Raw genomic sequence first — 21,353 nt, 5'->3', positions numbered from 1 at the left:
AGAGCAAACTCTGTTAGTCTTACATAAATATAAAGGAGATTACTCAATTATCATGCCCTTGTAAGTAAATGTTTTTAACAAATTAATCAACAAAAAACCTATATTTGTACTACTAATTTACTTAGATCTTATGAGTGATAAAATACTTCTAAACTCAAAAAAAATTCAAATCATTCTACAACGATTGGCTTGCCAGCTAATTGAAAATCACGGTGATTTTTCTAACACAGTTTTAATTGGTTTACAACCAAGAGGCACTTATTTTGCTGAGAGAATTGCCTCTATTTTAAGAGATGATTACCATGTAAAAAACATCAAACTAGGAAAATTAGACATTACTTTTTACCGAGATGACTTTAGACGTAGAGATGAACCTCTGAATGCAAATTCTACCGAAATCAACTTTTTAGTAGAAGGTCAGAAAGTAGTTTTTATTGATGATGTTTTATTTTCTGGTAGAAGTATTAACGCAGCATTAACTGCCATTCAGTCATACGGAAGACCTGCAGAAGTAGAACTTTTAGTGCTGATTGACAGACGTTTTAGTAGACATTTACCTATTCAACCTGATTATAAAGGTGCTACGGTAGATGTAATTAACGAAGAAGTAGTAGTAGTAAATTGGAGCAACGACACCTTATCGGATGCTGTATATATAACCAACAAGAAAAAGAAATAGATGAAGACCTTAAGTGTTCCAAACCTATTAGGAATTAAGCACCTAGTTAAAGAAGATATTGACTTAATTTTTGAAACTGCCGATCATTTTAAAGAAGTGATTAACAGACCTATTAAAAAAGTACCTTCTTTAAGAGATATTACCATTGCCAATTTGTTTTTTGAAAACAGTACTCGTACCAAATTGTCTTTTGAGTTGGCCGAAAAACGTTTATCTGCGGATGTTATTAATTTTTCTGCCTCAGGTTCATCCGTAAAAAAAGGAGAAACTTTAATTGATACCGTAAACAATATTTTATCTATGAAAGTAGATATTATTGTAATGAGACATCCTGATGTGGGGGCTCATGAATTTTTATCGAGACATGTAAACACCAAAATTATCAATGCTGGTGATGGAACACACGAACATCCAACACAAGCTTTATTAGATTCTTTTTCTATAAGAGAACGTTTAGGTGATGTTGCTGGTAAAAAAGTGGTCATTGTAGGAGATATTTTACACTCTCGTGTGGCTTTATCTAACATATATGCTTTAAAATTACAAGGTGCCGAAGTTAAAGTTTGTGGACCTGTAACTTTAATTCCAAAATACATTGAAAGCTTAGGCGTTGGTGTAGAAACCGATTTACGAAAAGCTTTAGAATGGGCAGATGTTGCCAATATGTTACGTGTACAAAACGAACGTATGGATATTAAATATTTTCCATCAACCAGAGAATACACACAATTATACGGAGTTAATAAAAAATTATTAAATTCTATAAACTCCGAAGTAACCATTATGCACCCAGGACCTATTAACCGTGGTGTAGAAATTACTTCTGATGTTGCCGATTCTGATCAAGCGATTATCTTAAATCAAGTAGAAAACGGAGTTGCCATTCGTATGGCATGTATTTATTTATTAGCATCACAAATTAAACAATAGGTTTTATGAAAATTACTACCTCAGACAAATACACCCTTTTTTTAGCAGAAACTGATTTTGATACTTTTTTTGATGAAGTTTCAAAAGTATTAGCTAAATATAAAAACAGAAATATTGTACTTGATTTTTCTAACATCAAGACAACAGAAGTTCAAATAAAATCCTTAAAAGGATTTGCCGAAACTCAAGCAGATAATGATAAATCTTTTGCCATTATTTTACCTAGTTTTGATGCAGATGCTTTTGATGAGGAATTAAATGTAGTACCTACTTTAATTGAAGCAGTGGATATTATTGATATGGATGAAATGACACGTGACCTAGGTTTTTAATGGGGATTCAACTCACCATATTAGGTTGTCACTCAGCCACACCAAGAACCAATGCGCATCCAACTGCTCAATATTTAAAAATAAATGAAAGACATATTTTAATTGATTGTGGAGAAGGAACTCAAGTGCTGTTAAGACAACAAAAAGTTCCATTTGCTAAAATTAAACATATCTTTATTTCTCATTTACACGGAGATCATTTTTTTGGATTGGTAGGATTAATTTCCACTTTTGGATTGTTAGATCGTAGAACAGAATTGCATATTTACGGTCCAAAAGGAATTAAAGAAATTATTACCCTCCAACTTAAGCTATCAAAATCATGGACTTCTTTTCCATTGTTGTTTCACGAATTAGAAAGCAAAGAAAGTGAAGTAATTTTTGAAGATAAAAAACTTAAAGTTTCTACTATTCCTTTAGATCACCGAGTTTATACCAACGGATTTTTATTTGAAGAAAAACCTAGTTTAAGAAAATTAAACATGGAAAATGTTTCCATGGAATCCGAAATTGAAATTTGTGATTATCACAACTTAAAAAACGGAAAAGATTTTGTTAAACAAGACGGTACTGTTATAGAAAACGAAGATTTAACTCTGCCTCCAAGAGACACTTATAGTTATGCTTTTTGTAGTGATACTGCTTACAAACCAGATATTGTTCCTATGATAAAAGGAGCTAGTTTATTGTATCATGAATCTACTTTTTTAGAAGACAAAAAGAACTTAACTGAAAGAACAAAACACAGTACTGCAAAAGAAGCTGGTTTAATTGCCAAAGCTGCCGAGGTAAAAACATTGATTTTAGGTCACTATTCTAGTAGATATAGCGACTTAAATGAATTTAAACTAGAAGCGGAAACTGAGTTCAATAATGTTGAATTGGCAGAAAGCGGGAAAGTTTTTAGTGTATAAGCAAAAAACACCTCGATAACCTCATAGCATTACTTTCAAAATAAACAACTCTGCTTAAATATCATATGGTGTTCGAGAGAAATCGAGAACTGACAACCTTACCAGTTTATAATGTTTTCTCAAAACAAATACTATTTTTAGCTTCTACGTAAGCTCCAAAATTTGGAATCACATTATAATTGTTCTTTTGGTAAAAACTAATTGCAGTATCTTTTTCTTTGAGTGTTTCTAATACACACCTTTTAAACTTAAGTTCTTTACTCCAATTTTCTAATGCTGTTAAAACCATTGAAGCAATTCCTTTTCCACGATTTATTGGTGGAACATACATTCGTTTCACCTCCATAACATCATTAGCATATTGCTTAATTCCTCCACAACCAACAGGAATATTTTGTTCGTAGGCAACAACTACATATTTTATTTTTTCGATATCATTCAGTTCATTATAAAAAGCTAATTCTTCTTTATAAAAATCTTTTAAATCAATATCTAATTCCCTAACCAGTTTTTTAAAATCTGGATGATCAGAATTGGTTCTTTTTAATTCAATCATTAATTATTCAATATTCATTTTAAAAGGTATTCTTGCCTGAATTCCTTTGGAATCCATCAACTCCTTGGTATTCGCTAGCCACTCTAAATTATATTGAGATAACAATCCATCAATATTACTTTTTGCAAACGGATTTAAATTAAACATTTCTTTAAAATCCATATCATATGTTGGCATTTCTTTTAAACTATAATCTTTAGCATCAACCAAATTTGCTGCATAGCTTATGGCTGCATCTAAACCACCTATTTCATCAACCAAACCAATTTCTAAAGCCTTTACGCCAGTCCACACCCTACCTTGCGCAATGGCATCAACTTCTTCTACTTTCATATTTCTACCTTGTGAAACTCGTTGTAAAAACTCTTCATAAATATTTTCAATTCCGTTTTCTACTACTTTTTTATAACGATCATCTACAGGCATCACCACACTATAATACGCTCCATTATTATGTGTACTTACCACCTCTGAATTCACTCCTATTTCTTTTGCCAATTCTGCTGCATTTGGCAACATTCCAAACACCCCAATTGAACCTGTAATAGTTGTTGGTTCTGCAAAAATTCTATCAGCACCACAAGCAATATAATATCCTCCAGAAGCTGCATAATTCCCCATAGAAACAATCACTGGCTTTTCTGTTTTGGCTTTTTCAACAGCATTCCAAATTAAATCAGAAGCCATAGCACTTCCTCCGGGAGAATTTACTCTAAAAACAATCGCTTTTATCTCCTTATCTTTAGCAGCATCTTCTAGAGCTTCAATCATTTTTTTCTGACCAATAATATTGATATCCCCTTGTCCATATTGAATTTCTCCTTGAGCATATATCACTGCTATTTTATTTTTTTCTTCAACTAAGTTCAATAAAGATAAATTACTCATATAATCCAAAATAGATACTTTTTCAAGTTCTTCCGTATGTAACCTTCCTTTGATATAATTATCATATTCATCAACATACATATAATTATCAACCAATCCGTGTTCTAATGACATTTGTGAAGACTGTCCATACATTTTATTCACCGCCTCATCTACATTAATATTTCTAGAAACTGCTATTTCTTTACTAACCTCACTCCAAACACTTTTAATCAATTCGCTAATTTGTTCTCTATTGGCATCACTCATTTCGTTGGCTATAAAAGGCTCCACAGCACTTTTATACTTTCCATGTCTTATCACCTCCATTTTTACTCCATATTTTTCCTGAAAATCTTTATAAAACATCACTTCAGAATGCAATCCTTTTAGCTCAACATACCCTAATGGAGAAATAGCAACCATATCGGCCACAGAACTTAAATAATATTGTTTTTGAGAATACGTATCGTTATAAGCATAGATAAATTTATCTTGACCTTTAAACGTTTGTAACATTTTTCTCAAAGCAGTTAATTGAGCCAAGCCCATGTTTTCTGGAATATTTTTTAAACTAATTCCTTTGATATCATCATCATAAGTCGCTTTTTCTATAGCCTTACATAAATTATTAAAACCAATAGTTTGTTCCGTAATTCCTAACATTTCTGTAACAGGATCTATTCCAAAAGGACTGTAATCATTTATTTCTCCATGTAAATCAATTTCTAAAACTGAATTAGATTTTACCTCTTTTACCATGTCATTACTTAAAGAAACCACTACTCCAACTGCAACTACAACAAAAACAACAATGGTTATCCAAATAGCTAATAATGATGATAATACACTTTTTATAAAATTCATGCTCTGATTTTTTTTATTAAAACAAATATAAATGATTTCTTTGCCAAAAGAGAGATACACTGATGAACATTACCCATTTATCTTTAGGAACTAATTTAGGAAACAAACTAGAAAACCTAAACAATGCCATAAAAAAAATAAACACTTTAGGAAAGGTTTTAAAAACCTCTTCTGTGTATCAAACCCCTCCTTGGGGATTTAAAAGTGATGATTTTTTTAATATTGCAATTACGCTAGAAACTTCTTTAACAGCAAGCGAATTAATTGATTCTTTATTGTCTTTTGAATCTGAATTAGGAAGAACTAGAAAAGCTGAAGATTTAGGTTACCAAGCAAGACCTTTAGATATTGATATCATTTTTTTTAATGATGAAATTATCAATACTAAAAACTTAACCATTCCACATCCAAGAATGCAAGACCGTAATTTTGTTTTAATTCCCTTGATTGAAATCATCTCTAATTATAATCATCCAGTATTAAACAAAACTTTAGAAACTTTGTTTGATGAGTGTAAGGATAAAAGTGAAATTATTAGAACAAAACATCTATTAAACACATAAAAAAAGCCTCACAATTGTGAGGCTTTTTTTTTAAATACTAGAATACTAGTATCTATAATATTCTGGTTTGTATGGTCCTTCAACCTCAACTCCAATATATTTTGCTTGATCTTCTGATAAAGTATCTAATTCAACACCAATCTTAGATAAGTGTAAACGTGCTACTTTTTCATCCAAATGCTTTGGTAAAGTGTATACATCGTTTTTATAAGCACCTGCATTTTGCCACAATTCTAACTGAGCCAATACTTGGTTAGAAAAAGAGTTAGACATTACAAAACTTGGGTGACCTGTTGCACAACCTAAGTTTACCAAACGTCCTTCTGCTAAAATAATCACATCATTACCATTTACGTTGTATAAATCTACCTGAGGTTTGATTTCTACTTTAGAAGCTCCGTGATTTTTATTTAACCAAGCCATGTCAATTTCATTATCAAAGTGACCAATATTACAAACAATAGCTTTGTCTTTTAATGCTTCAAAATGACGCCCTACAATAATGTCTTTGTTACCAGTAGTAGTAACTACAATATCAGCTTCTTTAATAGCATCATCCATTTTCTTCACAGCAAAACCATCCATTGCTGCTTGTAAAGCACAAATAGGATCAATTTCTGTAACAATAACTCTTGCTCCAGCTCCTCTTAAGGATGCTGCTGAACCTTTTCCAACATCACCATATCCTGCAACCACAGCTACTTTACCAGCCATCATCAAATCTGTTGCTCTACGAATTGCATCTACTAAAGATTCTTTACATCCGTATTTGTTATCAAACTTAGATTTTGTTACAGAATCATTTACATTAATTGCTGGCATTGGCAATGTACCTGCCTTTACACGCTCAATTAAACGGTGAACTCCTGTAGTAGTTTCTTCTGACAAACCTTTAATTCCAGAAACCAATTCTGGATATTTATCTAACACCATATTGGTTAAATCTCCACCATCATCTAAAATTAAGTTTAATGGCTTTCTATCTTCACCAAAGAAAATAGTTTGTTCAATACACCAATCAAATTCCTCTTCGTTCATACCTTTCCAAGCATAAACAGGAACTCCTGTAGCAGCAATAGCTGCTGCTGCCTGATCTTGTGTAGAAAAAATATTACAAGAAGACCATGTAACATCAGCTCCTAAATCAACCAAAGTTTCAATTAAAACTGCTGTTTGAATGGTCATGTGTAAACATCCTGCAATTCTTGCACCTGCCAATGGCTTTTTACCTTTGTACTCTTCTCTAATACTCATTAATCCTGGCATTTCAGATTCTGCCAAACGGATTTCTTTTCTACCCCATTCTGCTAACGAGATGTCCTTTACTTTATAAGGAACGTATGTTGTTTCTAAACTCATATTACTATCTTTGTTGCTTTTAGACTGCAAATTTACGAAATCCTTACTATAATAAATGCCTTTATTTAAAACAATCCAAATTAGCCCAAACACCACAGTTTACGTTTGGAAAATAACTGAAAGCATTGATGTTTTAAGAGATGTACACTTATCTAAAAACAGTTTAAATAGAGTGAATTTGATGAAATCCGAATCTCATCAAAAAGGATTTTTAAGTATTCGTCATTTGTTACAACACATCAACTTGAACGATGATGATTTGTTTTATAATGAATTTGGAAAACCTTTATTAAAAAATCATCAACATATTTCTATTACCCACTCTTATGATTTTTCAGCGATTGTTGTTTCTGATGAAATTGTAGGAATTGATATTGAGAAAAATAGAGAGAAAATAAAAATCATTAAGCATAGGTTTACTGATTTAGAACAAAATGATTTAAGTGATGAAAAATACATCAAACAATTAACTTTTATTTGGGGAGGAAAAGAAGCCATGTTTAAAATCCATCCTTGTGGAGGTATGAGTTTTAAGAATGACTTAATTCTAAAAAAAATAAGTACACTAAATGCTAAAGGTTACATAAACACTCCTGAATTAAAACAAAATTGCGATATTTATTTTTATCAAATTGAAAATTATTCTTTAGCCATAGCTACCATAAATAATGAACTTTCTTAACACCTTACAAACTGCTCAAAAAGAGAATAAAAAGCTAACAGCAGTTTTAGTAGATCCTGATAAAATTTCTGTGGCTGATGTAGAAAACATTTGCCATAGAATTAATAATGCTCCTATAGATTATATATTTTTAGGAGGTAGTACAGTTTGCGAAAATCAAACAGAAATTATTGCTAAAGAAGTACAAAAACACACTACAAAATCCCTTATTCTTTTTCCAGGCGATTACAGTCACTTAACTAATTATGCTGATGGCGTATTGTTTTTAAATTTAATTTCAGGAGACAATCCAGAGTATTTAATTCATCAGCAAATAAAAGCAGTTCCTTTTTTATCAAAAAGTGATTTGGAAATTATACCAACAGGCTATATTCTAATAGATGGAGGCACAGAAACCAGTACGATTAAAGTCTCTAAAACAAAGCCTATTTGTCAACAAAAAAAGGAACACATAGTTAACACAGCTATTGCTAGTCAATACATGGGACAAAAAGTATTATATCTAGAAGCTGGTAGTGGAGCAAACATACCAGTAGGAAAAGATGTTGTTAACGCAGTCTTTAATTCCGTAAATATTCCTATTATTTTAGGAGGTGGAATTAGGACACTAAAAAAGATTAACGAAATTCATAAAGCAGGAGCAACCCTAGTGGTTATTGGGACTGCCTTTGAACTGAACAAAATTTTTTAAGCATAAATTGTTTATGAGACTAGAAAGAAAATTAAAAGAAGAAATTGACAAAAGAGGAATCTCTAACGAAAAATTAACAAGGCAATTAATTGCATTTGTAAAAGGAACTCCAACTTTAGAATTAGACAGAATTGCAACTATTAATGATGGTATTAAAATTATTGACAGCATTGATAGAAGTAAATTAATGAATATCTACAACATCAAACAACAAGATTTGGTGATTTATAAATTTACACCAGCATCTGGTTTAGCTTCTAGAATGTTTAAAGGTTTATCTGAATTTTACATTACCAAGATAAACAACGCCATGTCTCAATATTTTTTTAACAACCTACATAAATTTCCTTTTTACAAGGATATTATTATTGAGTTTAACAAGGTTTATCCTAAAATTAAAAAACTAGACAACTTAACCAATAAGTTATCTTTTTTAAATTTTATCTTAAGTAAAGAGCATTTAAATTATCAAAACACTCCTAAAGGATTGATTAGATTTCATCAATATGATATTGATAACAAATCTGCTTTGGAAGAGCAAATAGACGAAAGTGTTCACTATTGTGTTAGTAAAGATCAAACTGTAAACATTCATTTTACGGTAAGCCCATTGTTCATAGATAAATTTAAAGAATCTGTTAAAGATTATTTAGAAACCAATTACGATAATTCTAATATTAACTTTAATATTACTTTTTCTATACAGAAAACAAGTACAGATACCATTGCTGTAAATTATGACAATACTCCTTTTAAAGATGATAATGGAAATTATGTCTTTAGAGCTGGTGGACATGGAGCTTTAATAGAAAACTTAAATGATTTAGATGCTGATGTTGTTTTTATTAAAAATATAGATAACGTAAGTCATCAAAATCACATGGAAGAAACCATTAAGTACAAACAAATACTTGGTGGAAAATTATTATTGTTACAAGAAAAAATACACGAATTTTTAAAACAAATTAAAGAAAAATCAGCAGATTTAAATCTTCAAGAAATTCGTTTCTTTTTAATAGAAAACTTCTTTATTAACCTTACTGACGAAAATTGTAATGAAGAATATTTATTTAATCTTTTAAACAGACCTATTAGAGTTTGTGGAATGATTAAAAACCAAGGAGATGCGGGTGGTGGTCCATTTTGGGTTATGAAAAACTGTACAGAATCTACTTTACAAATTATTGAAGGAGCACAAATAGACAAAACCAATAAAGAACAATTAGATATTTTATATCAATCTACACATTTTAACCCTGTAGATATTGTTTGTTCTATAAGAGATTTTGAAGGAAACAAATTTGATTTAACTCAGTTTGTAGATCATGATGCTGTTTTTGTGACCGATAAAAGTGTAGGTGGTAAACCTGTAAAAGGATTAGAACTCCCTGGTTTATGGAATGGTGGAATGTCTGATTGGTTGACCGTTTTTGTTGAAGTTCCTATTGAAACTTTTAACCCAGTAAAAACGGTTACAGATTTACTATCTCCAATGCATCAAGCATAAAAAATATTAAATGTTGGCTTGACCAATATAATTGGTCAAGTCTTCATTTCTATCTAATTTTCCTGTTTTAAAATAAGTAACAGCATCATTGTTATTAATGAAGAATTTTTGCTTCCCTAATTTATCAACAATTCCACTTTTGGTAAGCATGTCTCTAACAGGTCCTTTTACATTAGAAAAGAATACTTCTATTCCTTTGTCTTTATAAAACTCAATATCAGCATCTATCATTTGTATTGCTGTACTATCTACTCCATTAATACATTCACAATCCAATAAAATTAACTTTAAAGTAGCTCCTTTTCGCTTTACATTGTTTTGTAAAACTTCGCTAAAATAATTGGCATTGGCAAAGTAAACACGGGCATCAAATCTTATAATTAAAATTTCTTCGTCTATCTCTACTTCTTCAAATCTATCTGTATTTCTAAAAATATTTGTATTTGGAATTCTTCCTAAAACAGCTACATGTGGTCTTGATGTTCTAGCAATTAACATCATTAAAGACAATACAACTCCTATTACAATCCCCTCTTTTATTCCTAAAAATACAGTTCCTGAAAAGGTAGCTACTAGCATCCAAAAATCACTTTTGTTTAAGCTCCATAACCTTATTGCTTCTTTATAATCTAACAATTTTATAATTGATACCATAATAATAGCAGCTAAAACAGCTTTAGGCAAATAATAAAAATAAGAGGTTAAAAAAAGTAATACAATAACAATAACCATTACTGAAAATAGCCCTGCCAATGCGGTTTTAGAACCCGCCTCATCATTTACTGCCGACCTAGAAAAACTTGCTTTTGTTGGATAAGATTTAAACATTGCCCCTACCATATTCATCATTCCTAAAGCAACCAATTCTTTATTAGGTTGAATAATTGTATCATCTGTACTTTGCTCTAATGATTTTCCTATGGATATCGTTTCTAAAAAATCTATGACCGCCAAAGTAACCGCAATAGGAAATACATCTGCCATCATTTTAAAAGTAAACGTTGGCATTTTAAAAGAAGGTAATCCTGATGGAATTTCTTTTAACACACTCACCTGTGATAAAGTATCGTGGAAAAAATGTAAAATCAAAATTCCTAATATCACTACCAACAAAGGTCCCGGTATTTTGGTTTTAATAGATTTAACCGTAAACAACACTGCAATAGCAATTCCTCCTACTGCAAATGTTTGAATTTCTAAATCTTGAAAATTCTTAAAAAAGGAATAAACAATCGCTTGTAAGTGGCTACTTCTAGGAATGTTAATTCCTGTTAAATTTTTTAGTTGATTCACTCCAATCATTAAGGCAACCCCTGAACTAAAACCACTTATAACGGGTTTTGATAAAAAATTAACAATGAATCCTAATTTCCCAATTCCTAATACAAACTGAAAAAGCCCCACCATAAAAGCGAGTAATATAGCTAGAGAAATATAGGCCTCTGTTCCAGCCACAGCCAAAGTAGAAATACCCGCAGCTACAATTAAAGAATCCATAGCAACAGGTCCTACAGCCACACGTTGTGAGGTTCCAAAAATTACATACATTATTTGAGGCAACAAGGCACTGTATAATCCATAAATAGGTGGTAAACCTGCAATTAAAGCATAAGCAATTCCTTGTGGAATTAATACAATTCCCACGGTTAAACCACCAATAATATCTGCTTTTAATTTTTCTTTAGAATATTTTGGCAACCATTCTAATATGGGAAATATATTTTTCATAGCTTAAAACAATTCTCCTTGACTTCTAGGTTTTGAAATCTCTAGGTGTTTATAAGCCAAATCTGTTACCTCTCTACCTCTGGGAGTTCTAATAATAAATCCTTGCTGAATTAAAAACGGTTCGTAAACCTCTTCAATAGTTTCGGCATTTTCACTCACTGCTGTTGCCAAAGTACTAATTCCAACTGGCCCTCCTTTAAATTTCTGAATAATAGTTGTTAAAATCTTGTTATCCATTTCATCTAAACCAAAAGCATCTACATTTAAAGCTTTTAAACCATACTTAGCTATTTCAACAGTAATGGTTCCATCCCCTTTAATTTGAGCAAAATCTCTTACCCTACGTAACAAAGCATTGGCAATACGAGGAGTTCCTCTACTTCTCCCTGCTATCTCAATAGCAGCTTCCATACTAATAGGTACTTTTAAAATCTGAGCACTACGTTGTACAATAGTACTTAACAATTCTGTATCGTAGTATTGTAATCTACTTGAAATCCCGAAACGAGCACGCATAGGTGCTGTTAATAATCCTGAACGAGTAGTCGCTCCTATTAAGGTAAATGGTTCTAAATTAATCTGTACCGTTCTAGCATTGGGTCCAGACTCTATCATAATATCGATTTTAAAATCTTCCATTGCCGAGTATAAATACTCTTCTACAATAGGACTCAACCGATGGATTTCATCAATAAACAAAACATCACGTTCATCTAAACCTGTTAACAATCCTGCTAAATCTCCTGGTTTGTCTAATACAGGACCTGAAGTCACTTTAATTCCAGCATTTAACTCATTTGCTAAAATATGAGCCAAAGTGGTTTTCCCTAATCCTGGAGGTCCATGAAACAAAGTATGATCCAATGCCTCACCTCGTATATTAGCTGCTTCTACAAATATTTTAAGATTTTCTATCGCTTGTTCTTGGCCTGTAAAATCATCAAAAGACAGAGGTCTTAACTTTTTCTCTACATCAAGTTCATCGTTAGAAAAATTTGTATTGTCTGGATTTAGGTTTTCGTTCATGTCTTGCTATTCTAAAAGCAAATATAAGCTTTCAGCAGCAATTAAATAAATGAATACAATACGTATGCAAGAACCACTAAATATTTAAATATTTCGATATATTTTACTGATTGCTTTTCTATTAACCTTCCTATAGATACCAGAGTTACTAACATATAAAAAGTCATCACCTCTAAACCAAAACTTGGAATCTCTGTAATTTTATAAGACATGGTACACAGTACCAAAGCTACTAAAACAATATTACCAATAATATATACTTTCTCTGCCAAAGAATAGGTTTTGTATTGATAAGAACCTTTTTCTACATATAATGGTAAATGCTCTAATGCTCCAGTTGTAGGTACCCAATCAGGCCCTTTAAACAAGACGTTTAACTTTCCTCCTATGGTTGGCATTTGCTTCATCATATAAAGTAAGTTGGCATAATAATGAAAAACTCCTGTCACAAAATCTCTGGAGTTAATATCCATAGTAATACCATATTTCACCTCTTTTTCCTCCCTTTGAAAAGTACCAAACAACCTATCCCAAATAATGAATATTCCACCATAGTTTTTATCCAAATATTCTGGATTACTACCATGATGCACTCTGTGATGTGATGGCGTTACCATAAATTCTTCTATAATTCCAAGCTTTGGAATTAAAGGAGTATGTAATAAAAATTGATACAAACCTAGAACAGCATGTGTTCCCAAAACTACTTCGGCAGAAAAACCAATAATAGGCATGATAGACCAAAACATAATTCTAATAAAAACCTGAAAAGGGGTTAAGTTAAAAGCTACACTATAGTTGTAATCTTCACTTTGATGATGAATAATATGAGATCCCCAAAAAAGATTAATTCGATGACCTGATAAATGATAAAAATACCAAACAATATCAGAAACTAATACAGCTACTAAAAACCAAGTAGTCGTTTGTGGAATTGTAAAAATGGCAAAATACTCATGTAAATAATGATAGAAAAAAAAGATAACAGGTACCATAAAAACTCCTGCAATCCTATCAAAAATTCCCATAGAAATGTTAGCAATGGTGTTTTCAAACCTAAAAATCTTTTTTCCTTTTCTTCTAGCAACAATATATTCTGTAGCCAAAACAAACATCACAATTGAAATGACAATAAATAACCCCGCATTGTCATTCTTAGGCATTAAAGAAATTTCTTCTTTCATTCTTTTCTTTTTTAGGAAACAAAAATAAAAAACTATATAGTAATAACTCGCTAATATATGTTTAGAATTTTCTTAGTCTATTAAAATTGTTTTACTAACAATTTTATACATTCTTAATTAAATTTGTAATTAAATAAAAAAACACCGTCAAGGCTTCTTGACGGTGTTTTTTTATTTTTTCTGCATTTTTTAGTTACTCTATTACCAATTTTAAAGACTTAATTCCTTTATCTGTTTTAACCTCAACAATCCATAAGCCTGATTTCATTGTAAAATCTACATCTTTACCTGTTTGTATTTTTTTTACTAGTGCACCTGTAACACTATAAATATTAACCTCAGTATCCGTATCTACTTCTGAAATATAAACCTGATTATCAACCACCTTAACATTAGTCTTTATCACATCATTAAACTCTAACCCAAGAGTTGATTCTTTTACCTCTATTTTATACAAGTTAAAAGAGTTAGATGTATAAATATAAATTATTCCCCCTGTACCGGTATAGCTAGCCGTAATTGTTTCCGGATCTGTATTATCCACAACCGCATCAAAAGAATTTAATAAAATTGTACCATCAGAGATGTATAGTGTTCGATTTGCACTACTACTTCCAGACCTAAACCATACCTTAACATCTACAGGCCCTGTAACTGGAAATGATAAATAGCTGTAACTAGGCATAAAATCTACTGGTGCTGATCCTCCATTAAATTTAAAACGATTAATTGCTTTATATTCATCATCTGTACCTGCATCCCATGTTTTTCCCCCAGAATTTTCTATTTGTCCGAATTGATCGCCTGAACTATCTCCAACCAAAGTCAAACCATCTTTTACTACTGTTGCACCTTCTGCAGCATTATAAGCTTCTACTGGCCACATGGCAATTTGCGTTGCACTAGTATAGTTAACATCTCCTCCAAAATCCCAAATTTTGTTTTGTCCATTTATGTTACAAAAACTAGTAACTAATAATAGAATAAGTAATTTTTTTTTCATCTTTTTTAATTTTTATTATTAATCTAATTCACTATTTTTTTTCTTGATCATTAAGAAGGAAATACTCATAATTAGGTATCTCCTTCCTAAATTTATAATGTATTGCTTTTTTAATTCATCAAAATTTTAGTGATTTTTTTTCCTTCTACGTTTTCTAATACTATAATATAAAATCCTTTTTGAAGATTAAATTCAGTATCAATCATGGTACTTAAGGACTTTATTAACACTCCTGTAATACTGTATACTTTAATTTTAGTTTTAGAATTTACATGACTTATATACACTCTATCATTATATGCTTTTACATCAACACTATTTTCTTTATTGGTTAAAGACTCTATACTTAAAAAATCAAGCTGATTAATTGGATCCCAACCGTCATTTCCTTTGGTAAAACTAAAAGGTGTAATTTCTGTATTATCTTCTAAGACAGGTGTTGTTAAAACCGTAGACCAGGAAGCTCTAGTTGCAAGATTATTAACACCCGATGCTTCTTCAATAGTACCATATTCATACATAAACTGAGATTCACCGCCTAAAGTATTATTCCAACCTTCTTTAAAAATCATAGACTGTCCATTATATAATGGATTTTGAGAACTAGCTATTTTTGTGTTATAAAATACAACTTCACTAGTAGTAGCTGCCCAAGGACGACCAAAATAACCAGGCTTACCATAATTAATTGATGCAGTTTCAATACCTGGCTCAGCAGATCTAATATTACATTCATACATTAAATAACCTCTACCTCCTGAATGTTGTGCTGCTGTTATATAAGCAACATCACTACTAGCATCACTCGTGTTTAGCACTAAATCTGATTGATAAAATACCGCAACCATGCCTCCAAACAAATAATCTACAGCCCCCATTATAGCTCCTTTATATACAACAATCCTTGAATTGTGCTGGCCATAAAAAGAATCTTGACGACCTACAATACGACAATTATTTAAAATTGTTTTATCTCCAACCACACCAATAGCAGCTGCTCTTTCAACATATCCTAAATCTCTATTTTGAACCGATGTATCTCCATATGTTTTTGGTCTTTCTCCACCACTTGGAGATGCATTAGTTGTCAATACGATATCTTCAGATTCTTTTTTAGAAATGTATTGATTAAATGAGTTTTCAATAATAATATTATCTGCAATAAATCCATCACTTAAAATAACCATAGTAGCACACCAATATGAAGCATTAGTGGTTCCCGATTTATTTTCATATAATTGATAACCATTTTCAGTGTTTACCTCCAAAGCTTTAGCACTCCATTTGTTATTTGTATCCTGACTATAATAATTATATCCTGTTCCATAGTATGATGTAATTCTTACTGCATTAGCATCAATATCAACCCCTTTATTTAACAAGTCTATACTTGGTGTAGCCGAAGCATTTTTAAATGTTATATTTGGATTATTAATTACTACCATTTCTTCATAATTACCTGGATCTATCATTACTGTGACACGCTCATTATTTGGACGATTCATCTCTGCAATTGTATTTAACGCTTCATTAATAGTTTCGTAATCCTTACCTATTCCTACTGTAATTAATGAATTAAAAGCAACCACTGGTTTCACTTCTATATTTGTTAAATAAGATGAGCTTGATCCTGAACATAAAATAGTTACTGTTCCGGCAGTATTTCCTTCATAAACATATTCAACAAACTCCATAGAAGAAGTACTACCACTTGATGTTATAATTGTTTCTCCTCCATTAATGGTAAATTCTGCAGCATAGTAATAAGTCACAATCATTTTTTGTCCTGGACTTAATGGAACCTCTATAGAACTTTCGTTAGAACCTATTATATGACCTTTTGCCTTTTCATTTTTAATACCAGATAACACCAATCCTTTATAATGTGTATCAGTATTCAAAATTTCTTTATCATCAAAACTCCAATTTGTTACTGGACTAAATTCTAAATCTTTTGAAACATCTTTTCCTAATATAGTTGTGTTTGATGTTAATACTAAGGTAATTGGATACTCATCTAACCCAGAATAATCAATAGTATAAACTCCATCTCTTAATGCTATATTTGTAACATCTGTAAAATGATATTCATACCCCAATTCATTTAAATTAGAAAATGTTAGTTCAAGTTTACTCAACTGTGTTGCACTTAAACCCGGTGCATTGATTATTACATCATATAACATTTTTTTAGAAAAATCTATATCTGTAGATTCATTAGCCGCTCCAATAGTTATTGTATTTGCTAATATTTCATAATCATTAACCCCTTTTGCACTGATTGTATACTCCGTATTTGGTTCTAATTGAACTGTGTAAGTTGAATTTTCAACGTCAATCACTATTTCTGGAACAAATATTTTATTTGCATGTGTATCTGTAGTATAAGTTATAACAGCATTAGAAATATTAGATCCAAGACCAGTAATACTCCCACTTACTGTATATAATTCTACTCGTTCAATATTTATATCTAATGAACCTGTAACTTCTTCTAGTAAAATTGAATTAGAAGTACTAATTACATAACCATTTGCATCTTTTAAGCTTAAATTATAGTTATATCCCTGTGGTAAATTTATACTATAAACTCCATTTGATGGAAACACAGACCATGTCTTACCTGCCTCATTAGTAAATGTAATTCCATAATTATTAGAAATCCCATCTGCTTGACTTATATCAACATTACCTGTTAAAGTTTTATATACTGCATCATTTCTTTCAATTCTAAAGTAACTCGGTTTATCTACACTATCATATATACGGTAGGAACCAGCATTTTTTGCAACAAATTTAACAATTGAAATCTCGCTATTTGTTTTTACACTTACTACATCATCTTGAACTTCTGGATCTGCAACATAAGTAAAGTGAATACTCCCATTTCCATTTTGTGTGGACATTGCTATTGACACTTCATCATCCTCACTTAATGTAAGACTCATATATCTTCCAATAGCACCTGCACCATTTACGTAAATTCTTCCGTTATATCCCTCAACACTACTTAAATTTTCATCATAACGAGTTAAATTTGTATTGTTTGTTCTTAAACGGTCATTTGTTCCTCCTACCCAACTTAATATCCCTTCTGACCATGAAGGTAAAGTGTTTGATGATGCTGAACTCCCCACTTGAATAGAAGCACTGTACCAAGCGTTAATTTTATCTTCATCTAATTTGTTGTTATATAATTGTGAATCTAATTGCTCTGCACCAAAATCCCATACATCAATTTTCCCATTAGAAGTTTCAATAGTTGCTGCATTTTCCAAAGACATTCCATGTAAATAAATTTCGGCACTAGGATATTCCTCACTTAATATTGTTGCTGTAATTTTACCTGCTCCTCCTGTATAACTAAAATTCATCGGAACACCATCAATTGCTTCTGTAATATTTTGAGCTGGAATATTTCCTATTACGTTACCATTAATATCTTTAAATTCCAAAATGGCATCTGTTGCAGAACCATATTGATCTACAATAAAAGTAACAGTAGCATTACCTGCAACAATAATATCAAATGAATTTCCTGGGAAAAAGACACCTCCATGGGTTGCATCATGAAAACCAAACTGCCCAGACTCTTCTGCAGTATTACTATTCATAGTAACAATTCCATCACTTGTTTTGAATGTATTGTACCTTAAAGATGTATAACTAGTTTGTGGCATTTCCGAACCATCTGCAAAACTATAGATATAGGTTTCTCCTGGTGTTGCGTCTACAATTGTTCCACTGTCTGAAATATTAAAAATATATGACTTTGGGTCATTTCCATCATCTGTAAAGTTTATCGTAAGTATGTTTCCATCTATCGATGTTGATATAATATCACCAGATACTATTGGTGTAAAAGACGATAAGTCTGCACCTCCTAAATCAATTTCAATTGAAGCTTCCGTATTTGTACTGCTAAACACTGTACCATTATTAATATTAACCATTGCTGTTTCGCTAGCCTCAGTACCCGATGCAAAATCAATTTGACTTCCATTAATAGTTATTGTACCTGTTCTTTTCTTCCACGGAGTTAAGCTCATTTCGTAAACAATTGGTAATACTTCAATTAAAGGTAGATAACTGGTACCACCTGTATTAGTAATCATCACTGTTCCTTCCTCTCCAATATATGTAAAGTCTATATATGTTGGATTCATATCACTATATGTAGTTCCCGTATTATTACTTTGTGATGAAGTATCAAAAGCTCCTGTTGTACTCGATAAATTAATAGTTCCTCCAGAATACTGATCAGAAGCTATTCTAATTTTACTATTACCAGATACTTGAAGTGTAATGATGTTTCCATCTTTAAGAGTTACTCCATGCTGGGTTCCGTGATATGCATATGCATTTGAAGGTCCTGATTCTATTTTAATCAATCCTTTTTCTATTATAACATTTCCAGGTGCTCCACTAGGTACAATAGTATTATCTCTAAAATCATAATAATAAGGAATGTTAATTTCCGCTGAAGCATAGGCCACTCCTGACTGAGAAGGAATAACTTGTATTAATGGTAGATATAAATCATTTCCTGATCCTGCAACTGTAGTAAATGTTAAAGTAGTTGCTGGTCCTGAATAAATAATATCAAAAGTATCTGATAAATCATTTACTACTTTACTTACTTGAATTCCTAAATCTCCATCTGAACTAGCTGTACCTTTTACATCTAAACCAGAATATTTAGAACCTAAAAACCTAATAGTAGAACTTCCATCAACATCTAGGCTGATTGTACCGTTAACTTTCATAGAAAGCCCATATTGAGTTCCATGATGTGAATAATTTCCTCCTAAAAGTAATTTATTGTCAATACTTTGCCCTGCACTTATAATGGTTCCATCTCTAAAATCGTAAGAAACAACATTACTTAACACACCATTATCATGTAATATAATAGTAAAGGTTTTAGGATCAGTAGATTCGTTAACAAAAGTGATTTTAAGTTCATTTTCATTAATTACTGCTGAAGCAATATCTCCAGAAACTACTGGAGTAATGGTTGATAAATTAGCTCCCTCTAAATTAATTGCTACTTTTCCACTATTTTTAGATTCAGAAATAACAATACCTTCACTAACTGTAATCATGGCGTTATCTGCTGGTGTAAGTCCAGAAGTAAGAGTGATATCAACACCACCTAACGAAACAATTCCTGATTTTTGCACATATGAACTTAATGAAACCTCATATGGTACTGGGGCAATTTGTATGTAGGGTAAATATGCTGTTCCTCCATCTACATGCTCTAACACTATAGTACCTTCTGTTCCTACGTATAAAAAATCTACCCACGTTTGTACTCCATCACTATAAGTTGTTCCAATATTATTTTGAGAAGCTATATCAAATACACCTGTTGTACTTGTTGCACTAATTGCACCTGAAGAATATTGATCAGTAGCGACTCTAATTTTACTATTACCTGCTACCTGTAATGTAATAGTATTACCATCTTTAAAAGTGATTCCATGTTGTGAACCATTTAAACTTAATGCATTACTATTACCAGAGTCAATAACAATCAGTCCTGACTCTACATGATTTCCCGAACCACTAGCATAAATACTATTATCTCTTAAATCAAAATTATATATAACATTTGCTTCGGCAGTTGTAAAATCTTTACCCAATTGAGCAGGAATAACTTCAATAGACGGCAAATAAAGGTCGTTACCAGTACCTGCAAGTGTAGCAAATGTTATTGTTGCTGCTGGTCCAGAATATACAAAATCAAAAGTATCGGTTAAATCATTAGCTACTTTTGCAACCTGAATTCCTAAGTCACCATCAATCGTTGCAGTTCCTTTCACATTTAATCCTGAATAATTCGAACCTAGAAATCTTATTGTTGAACTTCCATCTAAAGAAATAGATATTGTTCCATCAACTTTCATCGCAAGCCCATACTGAGCTCCATGATATGAATAATTCCCTCCTAAAGTTAATTTTGCATCAGTACTTTGCTGATTGGAAATTATAGTTCCATCTCTAAAATCATAAACAACTGAATTAGAGACCTGACCTTGAGCCCAATGCAAAAAAAAGAGCATGGACAATAACAGAAAAAAGGATGTTTTTTTCATTATTATTAAATTTTGTTTAATTAATTAGTTTAGTAAAGTTTTTAATCATCCACTCTAAATAAATTTTATTTTCTAAAAAATACTAGTTAGGAAACCATTAAATGCTATTAGCAATAATCTTTATTATCCTATTTTTATAGATATAGAATTAGATTAATACTTGAAAAACAGAAAACATTTTTCTATGAAAAGAATCAATTATTTTAAATATAACTTGGTTATTTTTTTAAGAGTAATTTTTCAATTCACACGCTAATATATTTTTATACACTTACTGTTTTTTTTGTAAATAAATAAAAAAATAAACAATAAAACTAAGAATTTCGTAAAAATGTAATCGATTAACCTAATATACTATTATTTT

Annotated in this window: 16 protein-coding genes; 8 read left to right on the top strand and 8 right to left on the bottom strand. The window is 31.2% G+C overall.

Annotation, left to right across the window (positions count from 1 at the left end; genetic code table 11):
- The first annotated feature begins 130 nt into the window (after positions 1-130).
- From pyrR to BUB70_RS09590, 4 genes are read left to right on the top strand one after another with little or no spacing between them, the layout of a single operon-like run.
- Complete coding sequence (pyrR, locus tag BUB70_RS09605; protein ID WP_073120996.1) at positions 131-679, top strand: bifunctional pyr operon transcriptional regulator/uracil phosphoribosyltransferase PyrR; 549 nt, start codon at positions 131-133, stop codon at positions 677-679.
- Positions 680-1,609: an aspartate carbamoyltransferase catalytic subunit gene (locus BUB70_RS09600; RefSeq protein ID WP_073120995.1), complete on the top strand. Its 930-nt coding sequence runs from the start codon at positions 680-682 to the stop codon at positions 1,607-1,609.
- A gap of 5 nt (positions 1,610-1,614) precedes the next feature.
- Positions 1,615-1,941: a hypothetical protein gene (locus tag BUB70_RS09595; protein WP_073120993.1), complete on the top strand. Its 327-nt coding sequence runs from the start codon at positions 1,615-1,617 to the stop codon at positions 1,939-1,941.
- Positions 1,941-2,855, top strand: a complete 915-nt coding sequence (locus tag BUB70_RS09590; protein WP_188351960.1) for a ribonuclease Z — start codon at positions 1,941-1,943, stop codon at positions 2,853-2,855. Before BUB70_RS09595 ends, BUB70_RS09590 begins: the two co-directional genes overlap by 1 nt.
- Positions 2,856-2,961: 106 nt before the next feature.
- On the opposite strand, the gene BUB70_RS09585 is transcribed toward BUB70_RS09590, so the two are convergent.
- Both BUB70_RS09585 and sppA read right to left on the bottom strand, forming a co-directional pair.
- Positions 2,962-3,411 (bottom strand): GNAT family N-acetyltransferase, encoded by a 450-nt coding sequence (locus BUB70_RS09585; RefSeq protein WP_073120991.1) that lies wholly within the window; start codon positions 3,409-3,411, stop codon positions 2,962-2,964.
- Positions 3,412-3,414: 3 nt separating this feature from the next.
- On the bottom strand, positions 3,415-5,145 hold the full coding sequence (gene sppA / locus BUB70_RS09580; RefSeq protein ID WP_073120989.1) for a signal peptide peptidase SppA: 1,731 nt from the start codon (positions 5,143-5,145) through the stop codon (positions 3,415-3,417).
- 62 nt (positions 5,146-5,207) lie between these two features.
- Between sppA and folK the strand changes: the two genes are divergently transcribed.
- Positions 5,208-5,708, top strand: a complete 501-nt coding sequence (gene folK / locus BUB70_RS09575; protein ID WP_073120987.1) for a 2-amino-4-hydroxy-6-hydroxymethyldihydropteridine diphosphokinase — start codon at positions 5,208-5,210, stop codon at positions 5,706-5,708.
- Between the two features lie 45 nt (positions 5,709-5,753).
- On the opposite strand, the gene ahcY is transcribed toward folK, so the two are convergent.
- Positions 5,754-7,067, bottom strand: coding sequence for an adenosylhomocysteinase (gene ahcY / locus BUB70_RS09570; RefSeq protein ID WP_073120985.1), 1,314 nt, complete (start codon positions 7,065-7,067; stop codon positions 5,754-5,756).
- A 55-nt stretch (positions 7,068-7,122) separates the two neighbouring features.
- Between ahcY and BUB70_RS09565 the strand changes: the two genes are divergently transcribed.
- From BUB70_RS09565 to BUB70_RS09555, 3 genes are read left to right on the top strand one after another with little or no spacing between them, the layout of a single operon-like run.
- Positions 7,123-7,749 (top strand): 4'-phosphopantetheinyl transferase family protein, encoded by a 627-nt coding sequence (locus BUB70_RS09565; RefSeq protein WP_073120983.1) that lies wholly within the window; start codon positions 7,123-7,125, stop codon positions 7,747-7,749.
- The gene (locus BUB70_RS09560; protein ID WP_073120981.1) at positions 7,736-8,440 is read left to right on the top strand and encodes a phosphoglycerol geranylgeranyltransferase; all 705 of its coding nucleotides are present in this window, start codon (positions 7,736-7,738) and stop codon (positions 8,438-8,440) included. Before BUB70_RS09565 ends, BUB70_RS09560 begins: the two co-directional genes overlap by 14 nt.
- A 13-nt stretch (positions 8,441-8,453) precedes the next feature.
- Positions 8,454-9,947, top strand: coding sequence for a DUF4301 family protein (locus BUB70_RS09555; protein ID WP_073120979.1), 1,494 nt, complete (start codon positions 8,454-8,456; stop codon positions 9,945-9,947).
- 6 nt (positions 9,948-9,953) lie between these two features.
- Here BUB70_RS09555 and BUB70_RS09550 read toward each other — a convergent pair whose 3' ends face one another.
- From BUB70_RS09550 to BUB70_RS09530, 5 genes are all read right to left on the bottom strand, one after another.
- A complete protein-coding gene (locus BUB70_RS09550; protein ID WP_073120977.1) occupies positions 9,954-11,675 on the bottom strand; it encodes a SulP family inorganic anion transporter in 1,722 nt (573 codons plus the stop codon).
- Between the two features lie 3 nt (positions 11,676-11,678).
- Entirely contained in the window at positions 11,679-12,701 is a 1,023-nt protein-coding gene (gene ruvB / locus BUB70_RS09545) for a Holliday junction branch migration DNA helicase RuvB (RefSeq protein WP_073120976.1), read from the bottom strand.
- A 41-nt stretch (positions 12,702-12,742) separates the two neighbouring features.
- Positions 12,743-13,885: a sterol desaturase family protein gene (locus BUB70_RS09540; RefSeq protein ID WP_073120974.1), complete on the bottom strand. Its 1,143-nt coding sequence runs from the start codon at positions 13,883-13,885 to the stop codon at positions 12,743-12,745.
- Between the two features lie 193 nt (positions 13,886-14,078).
- A complete protein-coding gene (locus BUB70_RS09535) occupies positions 14,079-14,888 on the bottom strand; it encodes a T9SS type A sorting domain-containing protein (protein WP_073120973.1) in 810 nt (269 codons plus the stop codon).
- A 110-nt stretch (positions 14,889-14,998) separates the two neighbouring features.
- Positions 14,999-20,989: a pectinesterase family protein gene (locus BUB70_RS09530; RefSeq protein WP_200777492.1), complete on the bottom strand. Its 5,991-nt coding sequence runs from the start codon at positions 20,987-20,989 to the stop codon at positions 14,999-15,001.
- Positions 20,990-21,353 lie beyond the last annotated feature (364 nt).

It is taken from the genome of Wenyingzhuangia marina, assembly GCF_900130035.1.
Taxonomy (GTDB): Bacteria; Bacteroidota; Bacteroidia; order Flavobacteriales; family Flavobacteriaceae; genus Wenyingzhuangia; species Wenyingzhuangia marina.
Note: the sequence above shows the minus strand (reverse complement) of the source record. Positions and strands in the feature narration are given on the sequence as shown.

What these genes read in the sequence shown, in the direction of transcription:
- folK (WP_073120987.1), top strand. Translation starts at nt 5,208, where the DNA reads ATGAACATTACCCATTTATCTTTAGGAACTAATTTAGGAAACAAACTA.
- BUB70_RS09590 (WP_188351960.1), top strand. Translation starts at nt 1,941, where the DNA reads ATGGGGATTCAACTCACCATATTAGGTTGTCACTCAGCCACACCAAGA.
- BUB70_RS09555 (WP_073120979.1), top strand. Translation starts at nt 8,454, where the DNA reads ATGAGACTAGAAAGAAAATTAAAAGAAGAAATTGACAAAAGAGGAATC.
- BUB70_RS09535 (WP_073120973.1), bottom strand. Translation starts at nt 14,888, where the DNA reads ATGAAAAAAAAATTACTTATTCTATTATTAGTTACTAGTTTTTGTAAC.
- ruvB (WP_073120976.1), bottom strand. Translation starts at nt 12,701, where the DNA reads ATGAACGAAAACCTAAATCCAGACAATACAAATTTTTCTAACGATGAA.
- BUB70_RS09585 (WP_073120991.1), bottom strand. Translation starts at nt 3,411, where the DNA reads ATGATTGAATTAAAAAGAACCAATTCTGATCATCCAGATTTTAAAAAA.
- BUB70_RS09560 (WP_073120981.1), top strand. Translation starts at nt 7,736, where the DNA reads ATGAACTTTCTTAACACCTTACAAACTGCTCAAAAAGAGAATAAAAAG.
- BUB70_RS09540 (WP_073120974.1), bottom strand. Translation starts at nt 13,885, where the DNA reads ATGAAAGAAGAAATTTCTTTAATGCCTAAGAATGACAATGCGGGGTTA.
- BUB70_RS09550 (WP_073120977.1), bottom strand. Translation starts at nt 11,675, where the DNA reads ATGAAAAATATATTTCCCATATTAGAATGGTTGCCAAAATATTCTAAA.
- ahcY (WP_073120985.1), bottom strand. Translation starts at nt 7,067, where the DNA reads ATGAGTTTAGAAACAACATACGTTCCTTATAAAGTAAAGGACATCTCG.
- BUB70_RS09600 (WP_073120995.1), top strand. Translation starts at nt 680, where the DNA reads ATGAAGACCTTAAGTGTTCCAAACCTATTAGGAATTAAGCACCTAGTT.
- BUB70_RS09565 (WP_073120983.1), top strand. Translation starts at nt 7,123, where the DNA reads ATGCCTTTATTTAAAACAATCCAAATTAGCCCAAACACCACAGTTTAC.
- sppA (WP_073120989.1), bottom strand. Translation starts at nt 5,145, where the DNA reads ATGAATTTTATAAAAAGTGTATTATCATCATTATTAGCTATTTGGATA.
- pyrR (WP_073120996.1), top strand. Translation starts at nt 131, where the DNA reads ATGAGTGATAAAATACTTCTAAACTCAAAAAAAATTCAAATCATTCTA.
- BUB70_RS09595 (WP_073120993.1), top strand. Translation starts at nt 1,615, where the DNA reads ATGAAAATTACTACCTCAGACAAATACACCCTTTTTTTAGCAGAAACT.
- BUB70_RS09530 (WP_200777492.1), bottom strand. Translation starts at nt 20,989, where the DNA reads ATGAAAAAAACATCCTTTTTTCTGTTATTGTCCATGCTCTTTTTTTTG.